Annotated in this window: 14 protein-coding genes and 1 riboswitch; of the genes, 8 read left to right on the top strand and 6 right to left on the bottom strand. The window is 60.3% G+C overall.

All coding sequences use genetic code 11. The features are described 5' to 3' along the window. Positions 1–67: 67 nt before the first annotated feature. Positions 68–316: riboswitch (cobalamin riboswitch) on the bottom strand. Positions 317–415: 99 nt separating this feature from the next. Further along, a complete protein-coding gene (locus AC1Q6I_RS03675; RefSeq protein WP_102624206.1) occupies positions 416–1,729 on the top strand; it encodes a PQQ-dependent sugar dehydrogenase in 1,314 nt (437 codons plus the stop codon). Between the two features lie 71 nt (positions 1,730–1,800). Here AC1Q6I_RS03675 and AC1Q6I_RS03670 read toward each other — a convergent pair whose 3' ends face one another. The 5 genes from AC1Q6I_RS03670 to AC1Q6I_RS03650 all read right to left on the bottom strand — a co-directional run bounded on the left by AC1Q6I_RS03670 (position 1,801) and on the right by AC1Q6I_RS03650 (position 6,408). Beyond that, positions 1,801–2,343, bottom strand: coding sequence for a C40 family peptidase (locus AC1Q6I_RS03670; RefSeq protein ID WP_024076768.1), 543 nt, complete (start codon positions 2,341–2,343; stop codon positions 1,801–1,803). A gap of 144 nt (positions 2,344–2,487) precedes the next feature. After that, on the bottom strand, positions 2,488–3,117 hold the full coding sequence (locus AC1Q6I_RS03665; RefSeq protein WP_102624205.1) for a C40 family peptidase: 630 nt from the start codon (positions 3,115–3,117) through the stop codon (positions 2,488–2,490). Between the two features lie 213 nt (positions 3,118–3,330). After that, entirely contained in the window at positions 3,331–4,035 is a 705-nt protein-coding gene (hda, locus tag AC1Q6I_RS03660) for a DnaA regulatory inactivator Hda (protein WP_102624204.1), read from the bottom strand. Between the two features lie 204 nt (positions 4,036–4,239). Continuing rightward, a complete protein-coding gene (locus AC1Q6I_RS03655; RefSeq protein WP_102624203.1) occupies positions 4,240–5,313 on the bottom strand; it encodes an AI-2E family transporter in 1,074 nt (357 codons plus the stop codon). Between the two features lie 54 nt (positions 5,314–5,367). Next, on the bottom strand, positions 5,368–6,408 hold the full coding sequence (locus tag AC1Q6I_RS03650) for a DUF2066 domain-containing protein (protein ID WP_102624202.1): 1,041 nt from the start codon (positions 6,406–6,408) through the stop codon (positions 5,368–5,370). 356 nt (positions 6,409–6,764) lie between these two features. On the opposite strand from AC1Q6I_RS03650, the gene purM reads away from it, so the two are divergent. The 7 genes from purM (at position 6,765) to AC1Q6I_RS03615 (ending at position 15,408) form a co-directional block, all read left to right on the top strand. Beyond that, positions 6,765–7,823, top strand: coding sequence for a phosphoribosylformylglycinamidine cyclo-ligase (gene purM, locus AC1Q6I_RS03645; RefSeq protein ID WP_069076830.1), 1,059 nt, complete (start codon positions 6,765–6,767; stop codon positions 7,821–7,823). Next, entirely contained in the window at positions 7,823–8,473 is a 651-nt protein-coding gene (purN, locus tag AC1Q6I_RS03640) for a phosphoribosylglycinamide formyltransferase (RefSeq protein ID WP_024076774.1), read from the top strand. Before purM ends, purN begins: the two co-directional genes overlap by 1 nt. 8 nt (positions 8,474–8,481) lie before the next feature. Next, the gene (locus AC1Q6I_RS03635; protein ID WP_024076775.1) at positions 8,482–9,195 is read left to right on the top strand and encodes a DUF3108 domain-containing protein; all 714 of its coding nucleotides are present in this window, start codon (positions 8,482–8,484) and stop codon (positions 9,193–9,195) included. Positions 9,196–9,580: 385 nt separating this feature from the next. Beyond that, positions 9,581–9,769: a hypothetical protein gene (locus tag AC1Q6I_RS03630; protein ID WP_003175379.1), complete on the top strand. Its 189-nt coding sequence runs from the start codon at positions 9,581–9,583 to the stop codon at positions 9,767–9,769. A gap of 380 nt (positions 9,770–10,149) precedes the next feature. Further along, entirely contained in the window at positions 10,150–12,075 is a 1,926-nt protein-coding gene (locus tag AC1Q6I_RS03625) for an IucA/IucC family protein (RefSeq protein WP_024076776.1), read from the top strand. After that, positions 12,065–13,276, top strand: a complete 1,212-nt coding sequence (locus tag AC1Q6I_RS03620; RefSeq protein WP_024076777.1) for an MFS transporter — start codon at positions 12,065–12,067, stop codon at positions 13,274–13,276. Before AC1Q6I_RS03625 ends, AC1Q6I_RS03620 begins: the two co-directional genes overlap by 11 nt. An 11-nt stretch (positions 13,277–13,287) precedes the next feature. Next, positions 13,288–15,408: a TonB-dependent receptor gene (locus AC1Q6I_RS03615; protein ID WP_024076778.1), complete on the top strand. Its 2,121-nt coding sequence runs from the start codon at positions 13,288–13,290 to the stop codon at positions 15,406–15,408. A gap of 65 nt (positions 15,409–15,473) precedes the next feature. Here AC1Q6I_RS03615 and AC1Q6I_RS03610 read toward each other — a convergent pair whose 3' ends face one another. Continuing rightward, on the bottom strand, positions 15,474–16,019 hold the full coding sequence (locus tag AC1Q6I_RS03610; RefSeq protein WP_024076779.1) for a DUF2058 domain-containing protein: 546 nt from the start codon (positions 16,017–16,019) through the stop codon (positions 15,474–15,476). Between the last annotated feature and the right edge of the window lie 2 nt (positions 16,020–16,021).

The raw sequence follows: 16,021 nt of genomic DNA, 5'->3' as shown, positions 1-16,021 counted from the left end.
TTGGGGCTGGACAAAAACGGCGGGCAGGAAAAAACAAAAACAGACAGCCAAGCATCGCCCACCGTGATGCTGTTGGATGATCCAGGCCGGTCTCCGGACTCATGAGTGGCTCGCTTTATAGAAAGCAGGCCGACGCTGCGCCTTCCCATATCGCAGCGCGATACAGTGGCCAATAGCACCGTCTTGACTCATTTACCGTTGCGGGGGCAGCGCCGGAATTGCGGCAACACTGTGTACAAGTGCGCTCACTCACCGGCTTCCCTGTTTCACTCAGTCGACCCTTGGGTCACAGAGCACCTGAAACAAGTCGCGAAGGTTAGTGGGTTGGGGGGGGAGCGTCAATTAAAGCTGGCCTTGCACTTGAACCATCGTGCCGCAGCACTCCTCTACCCTTACAGGCATTCAGGAGAAAACCATGCATAAAACAAGACTCGCCCTACTGATCATGGTCGCAGGCACCCTCGCTGCCTGCGGAGAAAGCTCGACCTTGAAGGTATCGGATGGCACCGGCCCTTCGCCCCAACTGCCAGAGCCCAACAAGACCCTGATCCCCACCGTGAATATCGCCCCAGCCATTGGCTGGCCTGATGGCATGAAGCCAACCGCCGCCGCGGGCACCCAAGTGACAGCGTTCGCCGAAGGCCTGGATCACCCTCGCTGGCTGTATGTGCTACCCAATGGCGATGTGTTGGTGGCCGAAACCAATGCGCCGCCCAAGCCGGATGACGCCAAGGGCATTCGCGGCTGGGTAATGGAAAAGGTCATGGGCCGTGCCGGTGCCGGCGTGCCCAGCCCGAACCGCATCACCTTGCTGCGCGATGCCGATCACGATGGCGTCGCCGAGACCCGCACGGTCTTCCTGGAAAATCTCAACTCGCCGTTCGGCATGACCCTGGTGGGCAACGACCTCTACGTGGCCGACTCAGACAAGCTGCTGCGCTTTCCCTATCAACCGGGCGAAACCGCAATCACGCAGGCCGGCACCACGGTGGTCGACCTGCCGGGCGGCAGCATCAACCACCACTGGACGAAAAACGTGGTAGCCAGCAAGGACGGCAGCAAGTTGTATGTGAGCGTCGGTTCCAACAGCAACGTCGGCGAGAACGGCCTGGAAGCGGAACAAGGTCGGGCGGCGATCTGGGAAGTCGATCGCGCCAGTGGCCAGCACCGGATTTTCGCTTCGGGCCTGCGCAACCCCAACGGCATGGCCTGGGAACCGCAGAGCGGCAAGCTGTGGACCGCGGTCAACGAGCGCGATGAGATCGGCAGCGACCTGGTGCCGGACTACATCACCTCGGTCAAGGATGGCGCGTTTTATGGCTGGCCATTCAGCTACTACGGGCAACATGTGGATGTGCGTGTCACACCACAGGACCCGGCCCTGGTCGCCAAGGCGATCGCGCCAGACTACGCCGTCGGCCCGCATACCGCTTCGCTGGGGCTGACCTTCGCCGAAGGCAGCAAATTACCTGCACCGTTCGTCAACGGCGCCTTTATCGGCCAGCACGGGTCATGGAACCGCAAGCCGCACAGTGGCTACAAGGTGATCTTTGTGCCGTTCGAAGGTGGCAAGCCCAAGGGGCAGCCAGTGGACGTGCTGACCGGGTTCCTCGACAAGGATGAAAACGCCATGGGCCGGCCGGTGGGTGTGGTGATCGATCAGCAGGGGGACCTGCTGGTGGCGGATGATGTGGGGAATAAGGTGTGGCGGGTGTCTGCTGTTAAGTAACTTTTCTCAAGACCACCACAAAAAATGTGGGAGGGAGCTTGCTCCCTCCCACATTGGGTTCGGTTTCTGGCTTAGGGATTGCGGGCCAAGTGCTCAGCCGGCAACACGCGCTTGGCACTCAGGTAGGCGTTCTGCCAATAGGCTTTGGACAAGGTGTCCAGCTTCACCGTACCGCCCGTTTGTGGCGCATGCACAAAGCGCCCTTCGCCTACATAGATCCCGGCATGACTGACCTGTGACCCACCACCGGTGGCAAAGAACAGCAAGTCACCGGTCTGCAGGTTTTCTTCGCTGACATCCTGGGCGCGCATCACGATCAATTCGCGGGTGGTGCGCGGCAGGGAAATGCCAGCGGCATCGCGGTAGACGAAGCCGATCAAGCCACTGCAATCAAAACCCGAATCCGGCGTATTGCCGCCCCATCGGTAAGGCGTGCCGACCAGGCCCAGCGCGCGGAAGAGCACATCTTCAGCAGCAGGCGAGAAACTTTGGCTGGAATAGTTGAACACCGGCTTAGGCTTGGCCGCTACGTGAGCGGGTGGCGGTGTGCGGCTTGCGCAGGCGCTGAGGAGCGCGGCGCAAACAATAAGAATCAGGCGGGCCGAGGTCGACATGTGCAGAACAATCCTGGTCTGGATGCGGCTTTCGCTGCCGAACGCTGAAAACCAGAACGCGCAAGCAAAGCTTGCGCGAACGGATTACAACAATATCCAGGGATTCTAGCGCTTACACGTCAAACTTCAAGTATCACTTTAACTTTACTTGCTGGCGGTAACCGTTGTCGGGGCCATGGCGAGTGCGCGCTTGGCTTCGATAAAGGTTTTGCTCCAGTAGCTGTCACCCAGGTTGTCGACTCGAACACCGCCACTGCGACGGCTGCTGGAGTGGATAAACTGGTTATCGCCCAAGTAGATACCGGCGTGACTGACACGACCACGGCCTGCAGTACTGAAGAAAAGCAGATCACCGGGCTTGAGGTTGTTGCGCGCGACCAACGGTGCTTTCACGTTGATCATTTCGCGAGTGGAGCGTGGCAGGTTCATGCCAGCTTCTTCACGAAACAGGTAGCCGATGAAACCGCTGCAGTCGAAACCGGCTTCAGAGGTACCACCGAAACGGTAACGGGTACCGATCAGGGACATGCCGCGTTCGAGGATGCTGTCGGCCAGAACGGGAAGCTGATAAGGCTTGCTGCCGGCAAAGTCGGCCAGTTCCTTTTCGGTTGCCACTTCTTCTTCGTAAACGGTAGAAGACTGTGCAGCAACAAATTTTGCCTGGGATTGCTGTTGGCTTTTGTGCTGCTCAGCCACTTGTTGAGGGTGGGAGGCGCAACCAAACAACAGGGTAACGAGTGCGAGAGGCACGAGGGGTGCGAAGCGATTTAGCATGGGCACGACCGTGGCTGATGTGTAAAGAAGTCGAGACTATGCCCTCTATCACATCGATTTGCAAATTCAATCGCGCTCTATGTGACTTACTGTTTGCGCCATGACATCTAAGCCCTTAATACCCTATACGTGCCTTTTGCGTGGCCAAACCGGCCAAAACGCAGGTTTTCTGGCGCCTGGAATTTGCCGAAAGCCCCGAAAAACAAGGGCTGACTACCAGCCGAGGGTTTCTTTCAGGAAGGGAATGGTCAGCTTGCGCTGGGCCTGCAAAGAGGCCTGGTCGAGCTGTTCGAGCAGATCGAACAATGCGCTCATGCTGCGCGTGCCACGGGTGAGGATAAAGTGCCCCACCTCATCGGTCAGGTGCAGGCCGCGACGGGACGCGCGCAATTGCAGGGCTCGCAACTTGTCTTCGTCGGACAGGGGGCGCATCTGGAAGATCAGTGCCAGGGTCAGGCGCGATTTCAGGTCGGCCAGCTTGACCGGTAGCTCACGGGGCGAGGTGGACGCGGCAATCAGCAGGCGGCGGCCGCTGTCGCGCAGGCGGTTGAACAGATGAAACAGCGCCTCTTCCCAATCAGCTCTGCCGGCAACCGCCTGCAGGTCATCCAGGCACACCAGCTCATACTGCTCAAGGTTGTCGAATATCGTGATACCGCGGTCCATCAACTCGGCCAAGGGCAGGTAAACCGCCGGCTCGCCCATTTGCTCGAAGCGCAGGCATGCGGCTTGCAACAGGTGGGTCCGCCCCACGCCATGCTTGCCCCACAGATAGATCAGGCTTTCAGTCCACCCGGCGTCGGCTTCGCAGAGCCGCTCGACATAGCCGAGTGCAGCGGCATTGGCGCCTGGGTAGTAATTGATAAAGGTGGCGTCATCACGCAGACGCACACCTAGGGGCAGCTGAATCGGTTTCATGCTGACTGAACGGCTCCAATCGAACCGTTAGTGGCCTCTGTGTAAAGTTTGCAAAGTTTATACCCGTGACGCCGGGCGCACAATGCAACAGACCACAAGCAAAATCAAAGGTTTGCGTTAACTTGTTGGATTCAAGCGGAATATTTGACACGCAGGCGCCAGAAACAACAAACCCGGCCATCGACCGGGTTTGTGACACTGCAATTACAACTCGGGGTCTTCGACACCCGTATACACATCCGAATCCTTGTACAGATCATGCAGATGGCGCACCAGGACCATGATCACCGCCGCCACCGGCAGCGCCAGCAGGATGCCGGTAAAACCGAACAACTCACCGCCCGCCAGGATCGCAAAGATCACCGCCACCGGGTGCAGGCCGATACGGTCCCCCACCAGCAGCGGCGTGAGCACCATGCCTTCCAGGGCCTGGCCAACCATGAATACCGCGACAATCCCCAGCATCGGGTACAACTCGCCGCCAAACTGGAACAACCCGGCCACCAGCGCCGCGCCGATACCAATCACGAAGCCCATGTAGGGCACGATCGCGGCGAGCCCGGCGATCAAGCCGATCAACAGGCCCAGCTCCAGGCCGATCGCCATCAATCCGGCGGCGTAGATAACCCCCAGGGCCAGCATCACCAGTAACTGGCCACGCACGAACGCGCCAAGCACCTCGTGGCACTCCCCGGCCAGGGACACAATGCGCTCCTCGCGGTCGCGCGGCAGCAGGCTGCGGATCTTGGCCATCATGATGTCCCAGTCCCGCAACAGGTAGAACGCCACCACCGGGATCAACACCAGGTTGGTCAGCCAGCCGATCAGCGCCAAGCTGGAAGCCGTCGCCTGGCTGAGCACGACACCGACGATATCGGTGGTCTGGCCCATATGCTCGCTGATCGCCGCCTTGACCTTGTCGAACTTCCAGAAGCCATCCGCCAGGCCGAGCTTGGCCTGGGCCCACGGCATCGCCGTATGCTGCAGCCAGTCGAGCATCTGCGGCGCCAACTCATAAAGGCGAAACAGTTGCTTGGCCAGCATCGGCACCAGCACCAACACCAGCGCGGTAATGATCAACGTAAACAGCGCAAACACCGCTACCACGCCCAAGGTGCGCGACAGCCCGGCTTTCTCCAGGCGATCCACCACCGGATCGAACAGGTAAGCGAGCAGTAACGCCACCAGGAACGGCGTCAGGATCGAATGCAGCAGGAACACAAAAACGCACAGCAGGACGATCCCGCCAAGCCACACCCAACGACGCGCATCCGCCATAAACCACTCCATCTGTCATTTGCTTCCTGCTTCTATATAGAGCAGGAAGAACATTTACCAACGAAAACGCAGTTGCGCCTGAGGCTGGGCTACCACAGCCGGCCGGGTACCATCTGCCACGGGCTGCTGAACCGGCGCCTCTGCGGCAGGAATCTCCTGCAACTTGGCCAGGCTCAACTGGGTACGCAACTGATCGGCGCTGCCGTTGACGCGATACACAATACGATTGCCGTCAACGAGCTGCGGCTGGCCACCGAACGGCTCCAGCAGATGCCCCAGGGCGGCATACCGCTCCAGGTTCATCCCCTGCACTTCCAACAATTGTTCTGTGCTGACACCCGGCTTGACCGCAAAGCGTGGAGCCAGTTTTTGGCTCACGGCCAGCATCACGGCATCGGCGACGGCGGCGGTATCGGCCCCTTGCGCGGTGCCCTGCTCGCTCTTGTCGCCCAGCCACAGGCGCCATTTGGCTTGCCACTGGTTGCCGTCCTGACGCGCATGCACCGCCAGCAAAGCGTCGGCGCCATAGCGTTCGGAGGCCGCGCGCAGGGGCGTGGCATCGGCACTTTCGAGATTCGGCGCAGTGGCGACGACCTGCTCATCCAGATCGCCCAGCGGCAGGCGCAATGGCAAGCCACGATGTTGGGCCGCACGGCGTAGCGCTTGGGCGACGGCCTGACCATCGCCCACCAGGCTGCTGCCGTCGGTGGAGTCGTTCAACCACCAGCCGAGGATCGATGGCCGGTTGCTGCCCCAGATCGGCAGGCCGGCTTCACGCAAGGCGCGATCAGTGCTGACCGGGTCGAAATCCACTTGCAGGCTTTCCGGTGGGCCGGCGTCGTAGCCATACTGGCTGATGATTTGCTGCGGGTCCTTGCGCACCGCCGCCAGGCTCGGGCCGTCGGCGGCCTTGGCATCACCGGTGAGGCGGATGACCAAGGTCTGCACGGCGCGCTGGGTCGCCTGGTCACGCTCTTGCGGGGACTGACTGCTGACCGGTTCAAGTACTTGATACAGGCCATTGAGGGTTTCGGCATGACTCGCCAGGCTGGCCAATGACAGGCAGCCTACAAAAAAGAATTTACACAGACGCATGGAAGATTCCCGAACGACAAATTTAGCGGCTGGAACAGACCGCGCGAACCCGGTTTCCCAAGGCTGTGACCACAGCGACCGGTAAAACATTCACGGAGTCTCGGTAAGTTTTCGTACTGTCATAACGATAGCGAGTTAAAGGCTATACCTTAATACGTGCCTGGGCAGGCGCGGTTAGCATTTTTTTAACCCGCTTTTTTTATCTATGTGGCCCTGCCCGTCGGCCCGAGGATGGCCGCTGCCCCTCAAGCCTGATAAAATCGCGCGCCTTCGCAGACCGTCAACGGCTGGGCCTCTTCATGAAAGCCTTCGCCAGCTCGGTCGTTACCCCTGAATCCCCCCTAAAGGCCTGGATCATGAGCAAGCAACCCTCCCTGAGCTACAAGGACGCCGGTGTAGACATCGACGCCGGTGAAGCATTGGTCGAACGCATCAAGAGCGTCGCCAAGCGCACTGCGCGCCCCGAAGTCATGGGCGGCCTGGGCGGTTTTGGCGCCCTCTGCGAGATCCCGGCCGGCTACAAGCAGCCCGTGCTGGTCTCCGGCACTGACGGCGTGGGCACCAAGCTGCGCCTGGCACTGAACCTGAACAAGCACGACACCATCGGCATCGACCTGGTCGCCATGTGCGTCAACGACCTGGTGGTGTGCGGCGCCGAGCCGCTGTTCTTCCTCGACTACTATGCCACTGGCAAGCTGAACGTAGACACCGCTGCACAAGTGGTGACCGGTATCGGCGCAGGCTGCGAACTGTCGGGTTGCTCCCTGGTCGGCGGCGAAACCGCTGAAATGCCGGGCATGTACGAAGGCGAAGACTACGACCTGGCCGGCTTCTGCGTTGGCGTGGTAGAGAAGGCCGAGATCATCGACGGCTCCAAAGTGGCTGCCGGCGACGCCCTGCTCGCCCTGCCATCGTCCGGCCCGCACTCCAACGGCTACTCGCTGATCCGCAAGATCATCGAAGTGTCCGGCGCCGACATCGAGAACACCCAGCTCGACGGCAAACCGCTGACCGACCTGCTGATGGCTCCGACACGCATCTACGTCAAGCCACTGCTCAAGCTGATCAAGGACACCGGCGCGGTCAAGGCCATGGCCCACATCACCGGTGGCGGCCTGCTGGACAACATCCCGCGCGTACTGCCCAAAGGCGCCCAGGCGATTGTCGACGTGGCCAGCTGGCAGCGTCCGGCGGTCTTCGACTGGCTGCAAGAGAAAGGCAACGTCAATGAAACCGAAATGCACCGCGTACTGAACTGCGGCGTCGGCATGGTGATCTGCGTGGCGCAAGAGCACGTTGAAACCGCGCTGAACGTTCTGCGTGAAGCGGGCGAGCAGCCTTGGGTCATCGGCCAGATCGCCACCGCCCCTGAAGGCGCTGCGCAGGTTGAACTGAAGAACCTCAAGGCTCACTGATGTCCCAGACCTGTGATGTCGTGGTGCTGCTTTCCGGCACCGGCAGTAACTTGCAGGCCCTGATCGACAGCACGCGTACCGGCGATAGCCCGGTGCGCATCGCTGCGGTGATCTCCAACCGCAGCGACGCCTACGGCCTGCAACGCGCCAGGGATGCGGGCATTGAAACCCGCACCCTGGATCACAAGGCTTTCGAAGGTCGCGAGGCCTTCGACAGCGCCTTGATCGAACTGATCGATACCTTCAACCCTGAACTCGTGGTCCTTGCCGGCTTCATGCGCATCCTCAGCGCTGACTTCGTGCGGCACTATGCAGGGCGCCTGCTGAATATCCACCCTTCCCTGCTGCCCAAGTACAAAGGTATGCACACCCACCAACGCGCCCTCGACGCCGGCGACAGCGAGCATGGCTGCAGCGTGCACTTTGTCACCGAGGAACTCGATGGCGGGCCTCTGGTCGTACAGGCAGTGGTTCCGGTAGAGTCTGACGACTCGGCGCAGACGCTTGCGCAACGGGTTCATACCCAGGAACACAGGATTTACCCGCTGGCTGTTCGCTGGTTTGCCGAGGGGCGGTTGATTCTTGGTGACCAGGGTGCATTATTGGACGGCCAGTTACTTGCGGCCAGCGGCCACTTGATTCGAACCTAGGAGATTTTATGCGTCGCGCCTTGCTCTTCGCTTTTGCGCTGTTCGCCTTGCCCGCCGTGCAAGCGGCAGACCTACACCCGTTCTCCGCCAGCTACACCGCCGACTGGAAACAGTTGCCCATGAGTGGGTCGGCCGAACGCAGCCTGACCAAGAACGGCGACGGCTCCTGGACCTTGAACTTCAAGGCGTCCATGATGATCGCCAGCCTGACCGAGACCAGCGTGATCCTGTTTGACAAGGACACCCTGCAACCCAAGAGCTACACCTTCGAACGGGGTGGCTTGGGCAGGGCGAAGAAGATCAACCTGGACTTCGACCAGACGACCAAGAAAGTCACCGGTTTTGAAAACAAGGACCCGGTCAACGTGCCCCTGCAAAGCGGCATGCTTGATAAGTCGACCTACCAGTTGGCCCTGCAGCGGGATGTCGCTGCCGGCAAGAAAAGCATGAGCTACAACGTGGTTGAAGGCACCGATGTCGACACCTACGACTTCCGCGTGATCGGCCCGGAAAAAGTCCAGACCAAAGCCGGCTCCATCGACGCGATCAAGGTCGAGCGAGTGCGTGACCCAACCCAAAGCAAGCGCATCACCCAGATGTGGTTCGCCAAGGACTGGGGCGGCCTTCTGGTCGCCCTGCGCCAGGTGGAAACCGACGGCAAGGAATACAACATCATGCTGCAAGATGGCACCGTTGACGGCAAGTCTGTCAAAGGCAGCTGATGAGCTGATGTTCAATAAAGGAGCCTCGCTGATGCGGGGCTTTTTTTCGCCTGGCTTTTCACGCCGGGCCGCTATCGCCATCGGGGGCAAGCGCCCGCCCCCCCCTCCCCCACTGGGAACGCATTCCAAATGTGGGAGGGGGCTTGCCTCCGATGGCGGGCGGCTGGGTCAATAAAGCAGTCAAAGCCTGACCCAGACATGAAACTTTTGTCATAAAACCCAGCGCCCTGCGACGCAATGTCGCGGTTTACGGGGCCTGCGGGATTGTTGCGTTTCCTGCAATTAATTGTTGCAGGGAAAATCAGTTTACTTAGCAAGCTAACAAAACATATAACAAAGGCCTGCGACGACTTGCCGCAGATCAACCAGAGATTGGAGCAAGCAGATGACTGTAAAAGTGACTGAACGCGACGACGAACATATGTCCCACGAAGCGCTGGGCCATGGGATTCACATCTGGGATGTCCACCAACAAGACCTGCTGGTCGGCATGTTTCACAACGAGAGCGACGCTCATAACTATAAAAACGAGCTCGAATCGCTTGAAATGAAACGCCAGGCCCAGAGCTCCTGAAACACTGAAATCAAGTAGGCGCCGGCCCACGCAGCCAGGCCGTCTACACACGACAGACCCCGTCATTGAGCGGGGTTTGCCGTTTTTAATCGTGACCGTCTTTGCCTCAGCCTCGACAACTGTATCGAAAAATACATATTTCACGCCGCCCCAGCCCACCTCCCGCCCCCCCTATCACAACGTTGAAGCAGCCCTTTACACAGGCCTCGACGCCCCTTGCCGTGCTTTTGACCACCCGAATCGTTCGCGCCCCACCTCTCCCCCCGAGCCTCTGAATAAACCTTTCAGCAAAAAGGTAACAATAAATAGACAATTGGTAATAGTTCTCGATAACATTCAGCCGCTTTTCACTCAGGCTCACGGACAGGGAACTCCACTTGATGCGCGGACACAGCCGTACCCCAGAACAATTGTTGCTTGAACGTTGGAGCGAAGCACTTGCTACCCCGCAATTTCAGGCTAACAACATCACCCTCGACGCTCTGATCAACGCCCTGGCCCCCGCCGCCGAGCGTAGCTTTCAACGTTTGATCCAAGCACTGTTTCGTGAAGGCCTGCTGGCCCCCAGCACCCGCACCTATGACGAACACGGACACTGCTGGCTCGCGCTGCCTGACCAGAGCCGCCTGCGTTTCGATCACCTGCTCCCCGGCCGCATGGCCAGCTGGGACGTGCGTGGCCGGGTCACCCTGCTGCGTGATGATCATCCTGACCGGAATATTCAGTTCCCGTCGCAGCTACTGACGCTGCTCAACAGCAGTCTCGAATCACCTGCCGACCCGGACGTCCTGGGCCGCCTCAACACCGAAATCGACGACAGCTTTGTCAACGATACGCTGTGCCTCGCCTTTCATGAGCAATGGACACTCAAGCTCCATGCGGCAATGGACCCGATGCACCAAAGCAACCTTTTGAGCCACCTCAAGCATGACCCCAGTGTGACCAATCCGACCTCTACGCTTGAGCAATGGGGCACGCTGGGCCATCCCTGGCACCCCAATTACAAGACCAAACTGGGTTTGAATACCCACCAGGTCATCGATTTCTCACCGGAATTCGAAGCCCGTTTTCCGGTGTTCCTGTGCGCCCTGCATCGCCAATTCGCCCATGTGGAAAGGCTGGCGGGCACCGCGGATTACTGGCAATGGTGGCAACATCATTTCCCCCAGGCCGCCCGGCAGCTGACGGCGCAGTTGACCGCTCAAGGCCTTGAGGCTGGCGATTATCTGCCGCTGCCGGCTCACCCTTGGCAGGCCCGCCAAGAGTTACCGCAATTGTTCGCCAACGAAATTGGAGACCGGTTGTTGGTGCTGACCGATATCGTTGCGTTCACCGCCCACCCGACCATGTCGTTCAGGACCGTGCTGCCTGAAGGCCGGTGTGATGCACCGATGGTGAAACTCCCGGTTTCACTGCGCCTGACCAGTGTGCAGCGCACTGTTTCGCCACGTTCGGCGCGCATGGGCCCGCGGATCAGCCACCTGCTGCTGGCGATCCTCGAGCGCGAGCCTTCGATCCAGCAGATCCTCAGCATCGTCCCCGAGCGGATCGGCGTGCATTTCAAGCCGCAACCGGCCAATGATGAACACTCCCGCCACCTGGCCGTACTGTACCGTGACGCCCCCCAGAGCCTGCTCCAACCGGGTGAAATGGCCGTGCCGGTCGGCAGTCTGTTCGCGATCGACCAGCACGGGCAGCCGCTGCTGCGCCAATGGGTGCGACTGAGCCAAGGCAAGGACGACACAGCTGCCCTGCTCGCGTTCTTTCGGGACTACGCCGCGATTGCCGTACCGGCGCTGCTGGGCATGTATTTACGTTATGGCGTGGCCTTCGAAGCTCATCAGCAGAACTCCTTCATGGTCATGGCGGCTGACGGGCAGTTGAGCCGCCTGCTCTTGCGTGATTTCGGTGATATCCGGATCGACCGCAAGGCCTTGCACGCCCATGGCCTGGACATCGAACTGCACGATCCCAAAATGACCCTGTACGACGATGCCGGGTTCGTGCGCGACAAACTGCTGCACACCGTATTCATGTGCCACCTGGGCGAACTCGTGTTGCTCAGCGCACGCCACTTCGACGTGCCCCAAGTGCTGCTCTGGAACGAACTGTCGACACAGGTCAGCCAGTGCTTCGACGACTTGCGCAACGAGGTCGAACCACAGCGCTGGGAGACCGAGCGCAAAGCGTTGCTGGAGCAGGACTGGCCAGCCAAGTCGTTCATGCGCATGCGTCTGCTGGAGAGCCATGCCGATATCGTCGGGCGTTTGCCGAACCCGCTGAGCGCCGCCGCCAATGCCGGCTAACAACACCGCACTGCGGCTGCTGGTAGTGATTCAGTTGGTGTCGATGGGCGCCATGGAAATGAGTGGACCTTTCTGGCCGCTGCAAATCCAGAAGCTGCTCGGCGTCGCCAATGCCCAATACACCGGCCTGCTGTCCTCGCTGGTGTACGCAGGGCCGATGATGGCGGCGATGATCCTGACCCCCATGTGGGGGCGACTGGGTGACCACACCGGGCACAAGCCAATGATCATCCGGGCGTTGCTGGCGTTGGCGGTGTGCCAGGGCCTGGCCGCCGTGACCTTCGATCCTTGGCTGCTCGTGGCAATCAGGGTCGCGCAAGGGGCACTGGCCGGTTTTATCGCCGCGGCGCAAGCCTATGCACTGGCCTGCTGCGGCGACGGCGGGCGCGGGCACATTCTGGCTCGACTGCAATCGGCGACTGCCGTGGGCTCGCTGGCCGGACCGGTGTTGGGCGGCTGGTTGATGGATGTCTCGGGCTTTGCACTGCTGTGCTACAGCGCCACGGCGGTGTGCGTGTTGTGCGCGGTGATCAGCCTGTTCTTGCCCACCGACGCACCACGATCACGACCAACACGCAGCGCAACGCCGACCGCGCTGCCCAAAGGCTGGCTCGGTGCGATGCTGGGAATCATCGTGTTGATCCAGGCGGCCAAGATGATGCCCCAGCCGTTTTACGCCTTGTACGTCGCCGACGTGCTACACGCTCCTGCGTGGCTGATCGGCGCCAGCTATGCCGCCAGCGCACTGACCCTGGCGCTGTCCGCACCGTTATGGGGGCGCCTGTTCGACCGCCATCAACCGGCGCACACGCTGCGCATCATCGAGTGGGTCACGTGGTCCTGTGCCTTGACGCTGGCGTTTACGGCACTGGCCAGCGAATGGCTGGGATTCCTCGCCAGCCGGCTCCTGTGGGGCGTTTGGCAGGGTGCATTGCTGCCAGTCGCCTACACATTGATCGCCAACACCGTTGCGCCCAGCCAGCAGGGCTTTGCCCTGGGCCTGGGCAACAGCGCCGCCAAAGCCGGTGCGCTGTGTGGCGCGCTGATCGGCGGTATCGGCATGGGCATCGTGGGCCTGGCGCACAGCTTCTGGCTGGTGGCACTCACGTACGCCTTGGCCGCCCTGGGCATCCGCGCGATTCGTTCGTTCACCCGAACACCCGAGACATCCGGTTTTTCTGTCAATACTTCTAACAACTGAAAGGCAAGGTCATGAACAAATCGCAACTGGCAGTTCTGCTGCCGCTTCTAGGGTCGATAAGCGTGCCCGCCTGGGCCGATGAGAGCGAAGGTACGCAAGCCGCACCCACCAACCTGCAACTGCAGGCCACGGTCGTGTCGGCCACCCGCAGTGAAACCAGCATCGCGGCGATTCCAGGCTCGGTGCAGGTGATCAGCGAAGAGCAGATCCGCCAGCAAGCGGGTGCCGGTCGCCGGGTTGCAGACATCCTCGGGCAATTGGTACCAGGCATCGCCCCTTCCAGCGGCGGCATGAGCAACTTCGGCCAGACGCTTCGTGGGCGCAATACCCTGATCCTGATCGACGGGGTATCCCAGAACGCCACACGTGACAACTTCCGCCAGCTCAACAGCGTCGCGCCGGAAAGCATCGAGCGTATCGAAGTCATTTCCGGTGCCAGCAGTGTCTACGGTGCGGGCGCGTCAGGCGGCATCATCAACATCATCACCAAGCGCAACAAAGGTGAAGAGCTGGCGTTGAGCAGCAAGATCGGCATGACCACCGGCAACAACTTCAGCCATAAAGGTTTCTCCTACGAAGCGTTCCAAAGCGCCACGGGCCGCAGTGGCCCGGTGGATTGGTATCTCTCGGCCAACGCTGTGCAACGCAACGACCAGTTCGACGGTAACGGCAAGCGCATTCCCCAGGACACGTCCCAGGGCAGCAACATGGACACCGACACCTACGACCTGCAAGGTCGCTTCGGCTACGAGCTGGATGACGACAAGAAAATCACGCTGTCCCTGCAAGACTACAAGGACGAACAAGACACGCGTTACACCAAGAATCCACGCGTCACCAACACCGCAGTCGCGGTAAAAGGCCTGGACCTGGACGATCAACCGTTCACCCACAACCAGGCAGTAAACCTCAATTACGCCGATCAGGATTTCTACGGCCAAAGCCTGCAGGTCGAAAGTTATTGGCGGCGTGCCGACGCGCTGTTCTTCCCCGACCTGTCCAGGGGCCGCGCGGGCGTGTCCGACAACAACAGCGTGCAAGATGTTTACGGCCTGCGAGCGGCCATCGACACGCCAATGCCGGACATTGGCACAGCGACCGGCAACCTGGTGTGGGGTGCCGATTATGATCATGAAACCTCACGTCAGCGTGGCGACCAGTACCGGGTCAACGGCCTCACCTACACCAAGACCGGTACCACGTTCGAACTGGGGCCGGACATCCAGACCACCACCAAAGCTATTTTTGGCCAACTGTCCTACGACATCGATGACTGGACCCTGCGTGGCGGTGTACGTCGCGAGTGGATCGAAAGCGACATTGCCGACAGCATTGCATACGGCGAAATCGTCCAGACCGGTAATCGCGCGACCCTGCCAGGGGGCACTCTCAAATACGATGACACCCTCTACAACCTCGGGGCGGTGTACCACCTGAGCGAAAACCAGGATGTATTCGTCAACTTCAGCCAGGGCTTTTCCCTGCCGGACATCCAGCGCTTCCTGCGCGACGTCAGCAGCACTTACGACATTCAAAAACTGAATGCCCAGGCCCTGAAGGTCGACAGCTACGAGCTGGGCTGGCGTGGGAATTGGGACAAGTGGCTGGCGAACGTCACCGCGTATGAAAACACCTCGGATGTCACTCAGTTCTACGATGCCAATGATCGTGTGTTGCGCCTGGTGAACCAGAAAGAGCGCGTGCGCGGCATCGAAACCAGCCTGACGTACAACGTCACCGATCAATGGTCGGTGGGTGGGACTTACGCTTACGCCAAAGGCGAAACCCGCCAGAACGGACAATGGATCGACTTGCCGGCGACACGTATTGCCCCCGCCAAGACGACGGCCTTTGTTGGCTATGACCGCGGCGACTACAGCGTGCGCTTGCAAGGCATGCGCCTGGCCGACTACGACGCGGCGTTCAAAGACAACAACGGCCGCGATATCCAAGGCTACACGCTGGTCGACCTGCTGGGTTCCGTGAGACTGCCGGTGGGTCGCCTGGAAGGTGCGGTGTACAACCTCAGCAACCGCAACTACCAGAACATGTTCGCCCAGGCCAACGCCCGCGCGCCTTACCCGAATGCCGAGGGTCGCACCTTCAGCATGAGTTACGCCGTGGATTGGTAACCACCTGACGCTGCGCGCTAAAACACAAACCCCGCCTTTTGAGCGGGGTTTGTTGTTTTACAGCCTTACCACATCAGATCATCAGGAATCTGATAGGCCGCATACGGATCGTCCTCGTCCGGCACCTGGCTTTCGGTGAGGATATTGAGCTGCACGATACGCTCCGGTGCGCGCTCCTGGATCTTCAGCGCCGCTTCGCGCGGGATCACCTCATAGCCGCCACCGTGATGCACGATCGCCAGGGAACCGTTGCTCAGCTTGTTGCGCATCAACGTATTGACCGACAGGCGCTTGACCTTCTTGTCATCCACGAAGTTGTAGTAGTCCTCGGTGGTCAGCTTGGGCAGGCGCGAGGTCTCGATCAGTTGCTTGACCTGGGCCGTACGGGCCTTGGCCTCGGCTTTTTCCTGTTGCTGACGGTTCAACTCCTGGTCACGCTTGACCTTCTCGGCCATCGCTTCCTGGGCCAGGCGCGCCTGGGTGTCATCGGCCTCGGCCTGCCCCTTGTGGACCAGGCGCTGCTGTTTCTGTTTCTCTTTGCCGACCTGCTTGGCCTGCTTTTGGTTGACCAGACCTGCTTTAAGCAACTGGTCGCGAAGGGAAAGGCTCATGG

This window comes from Pseudomonas sp. MPR-R2A5 (assembly GCF_058793055.1).
The sequence above is the reverse complement of the archived record's forward strand: the minus strand, read 5'-3'. Positions and strand labels throughout refer to the sequence as shown.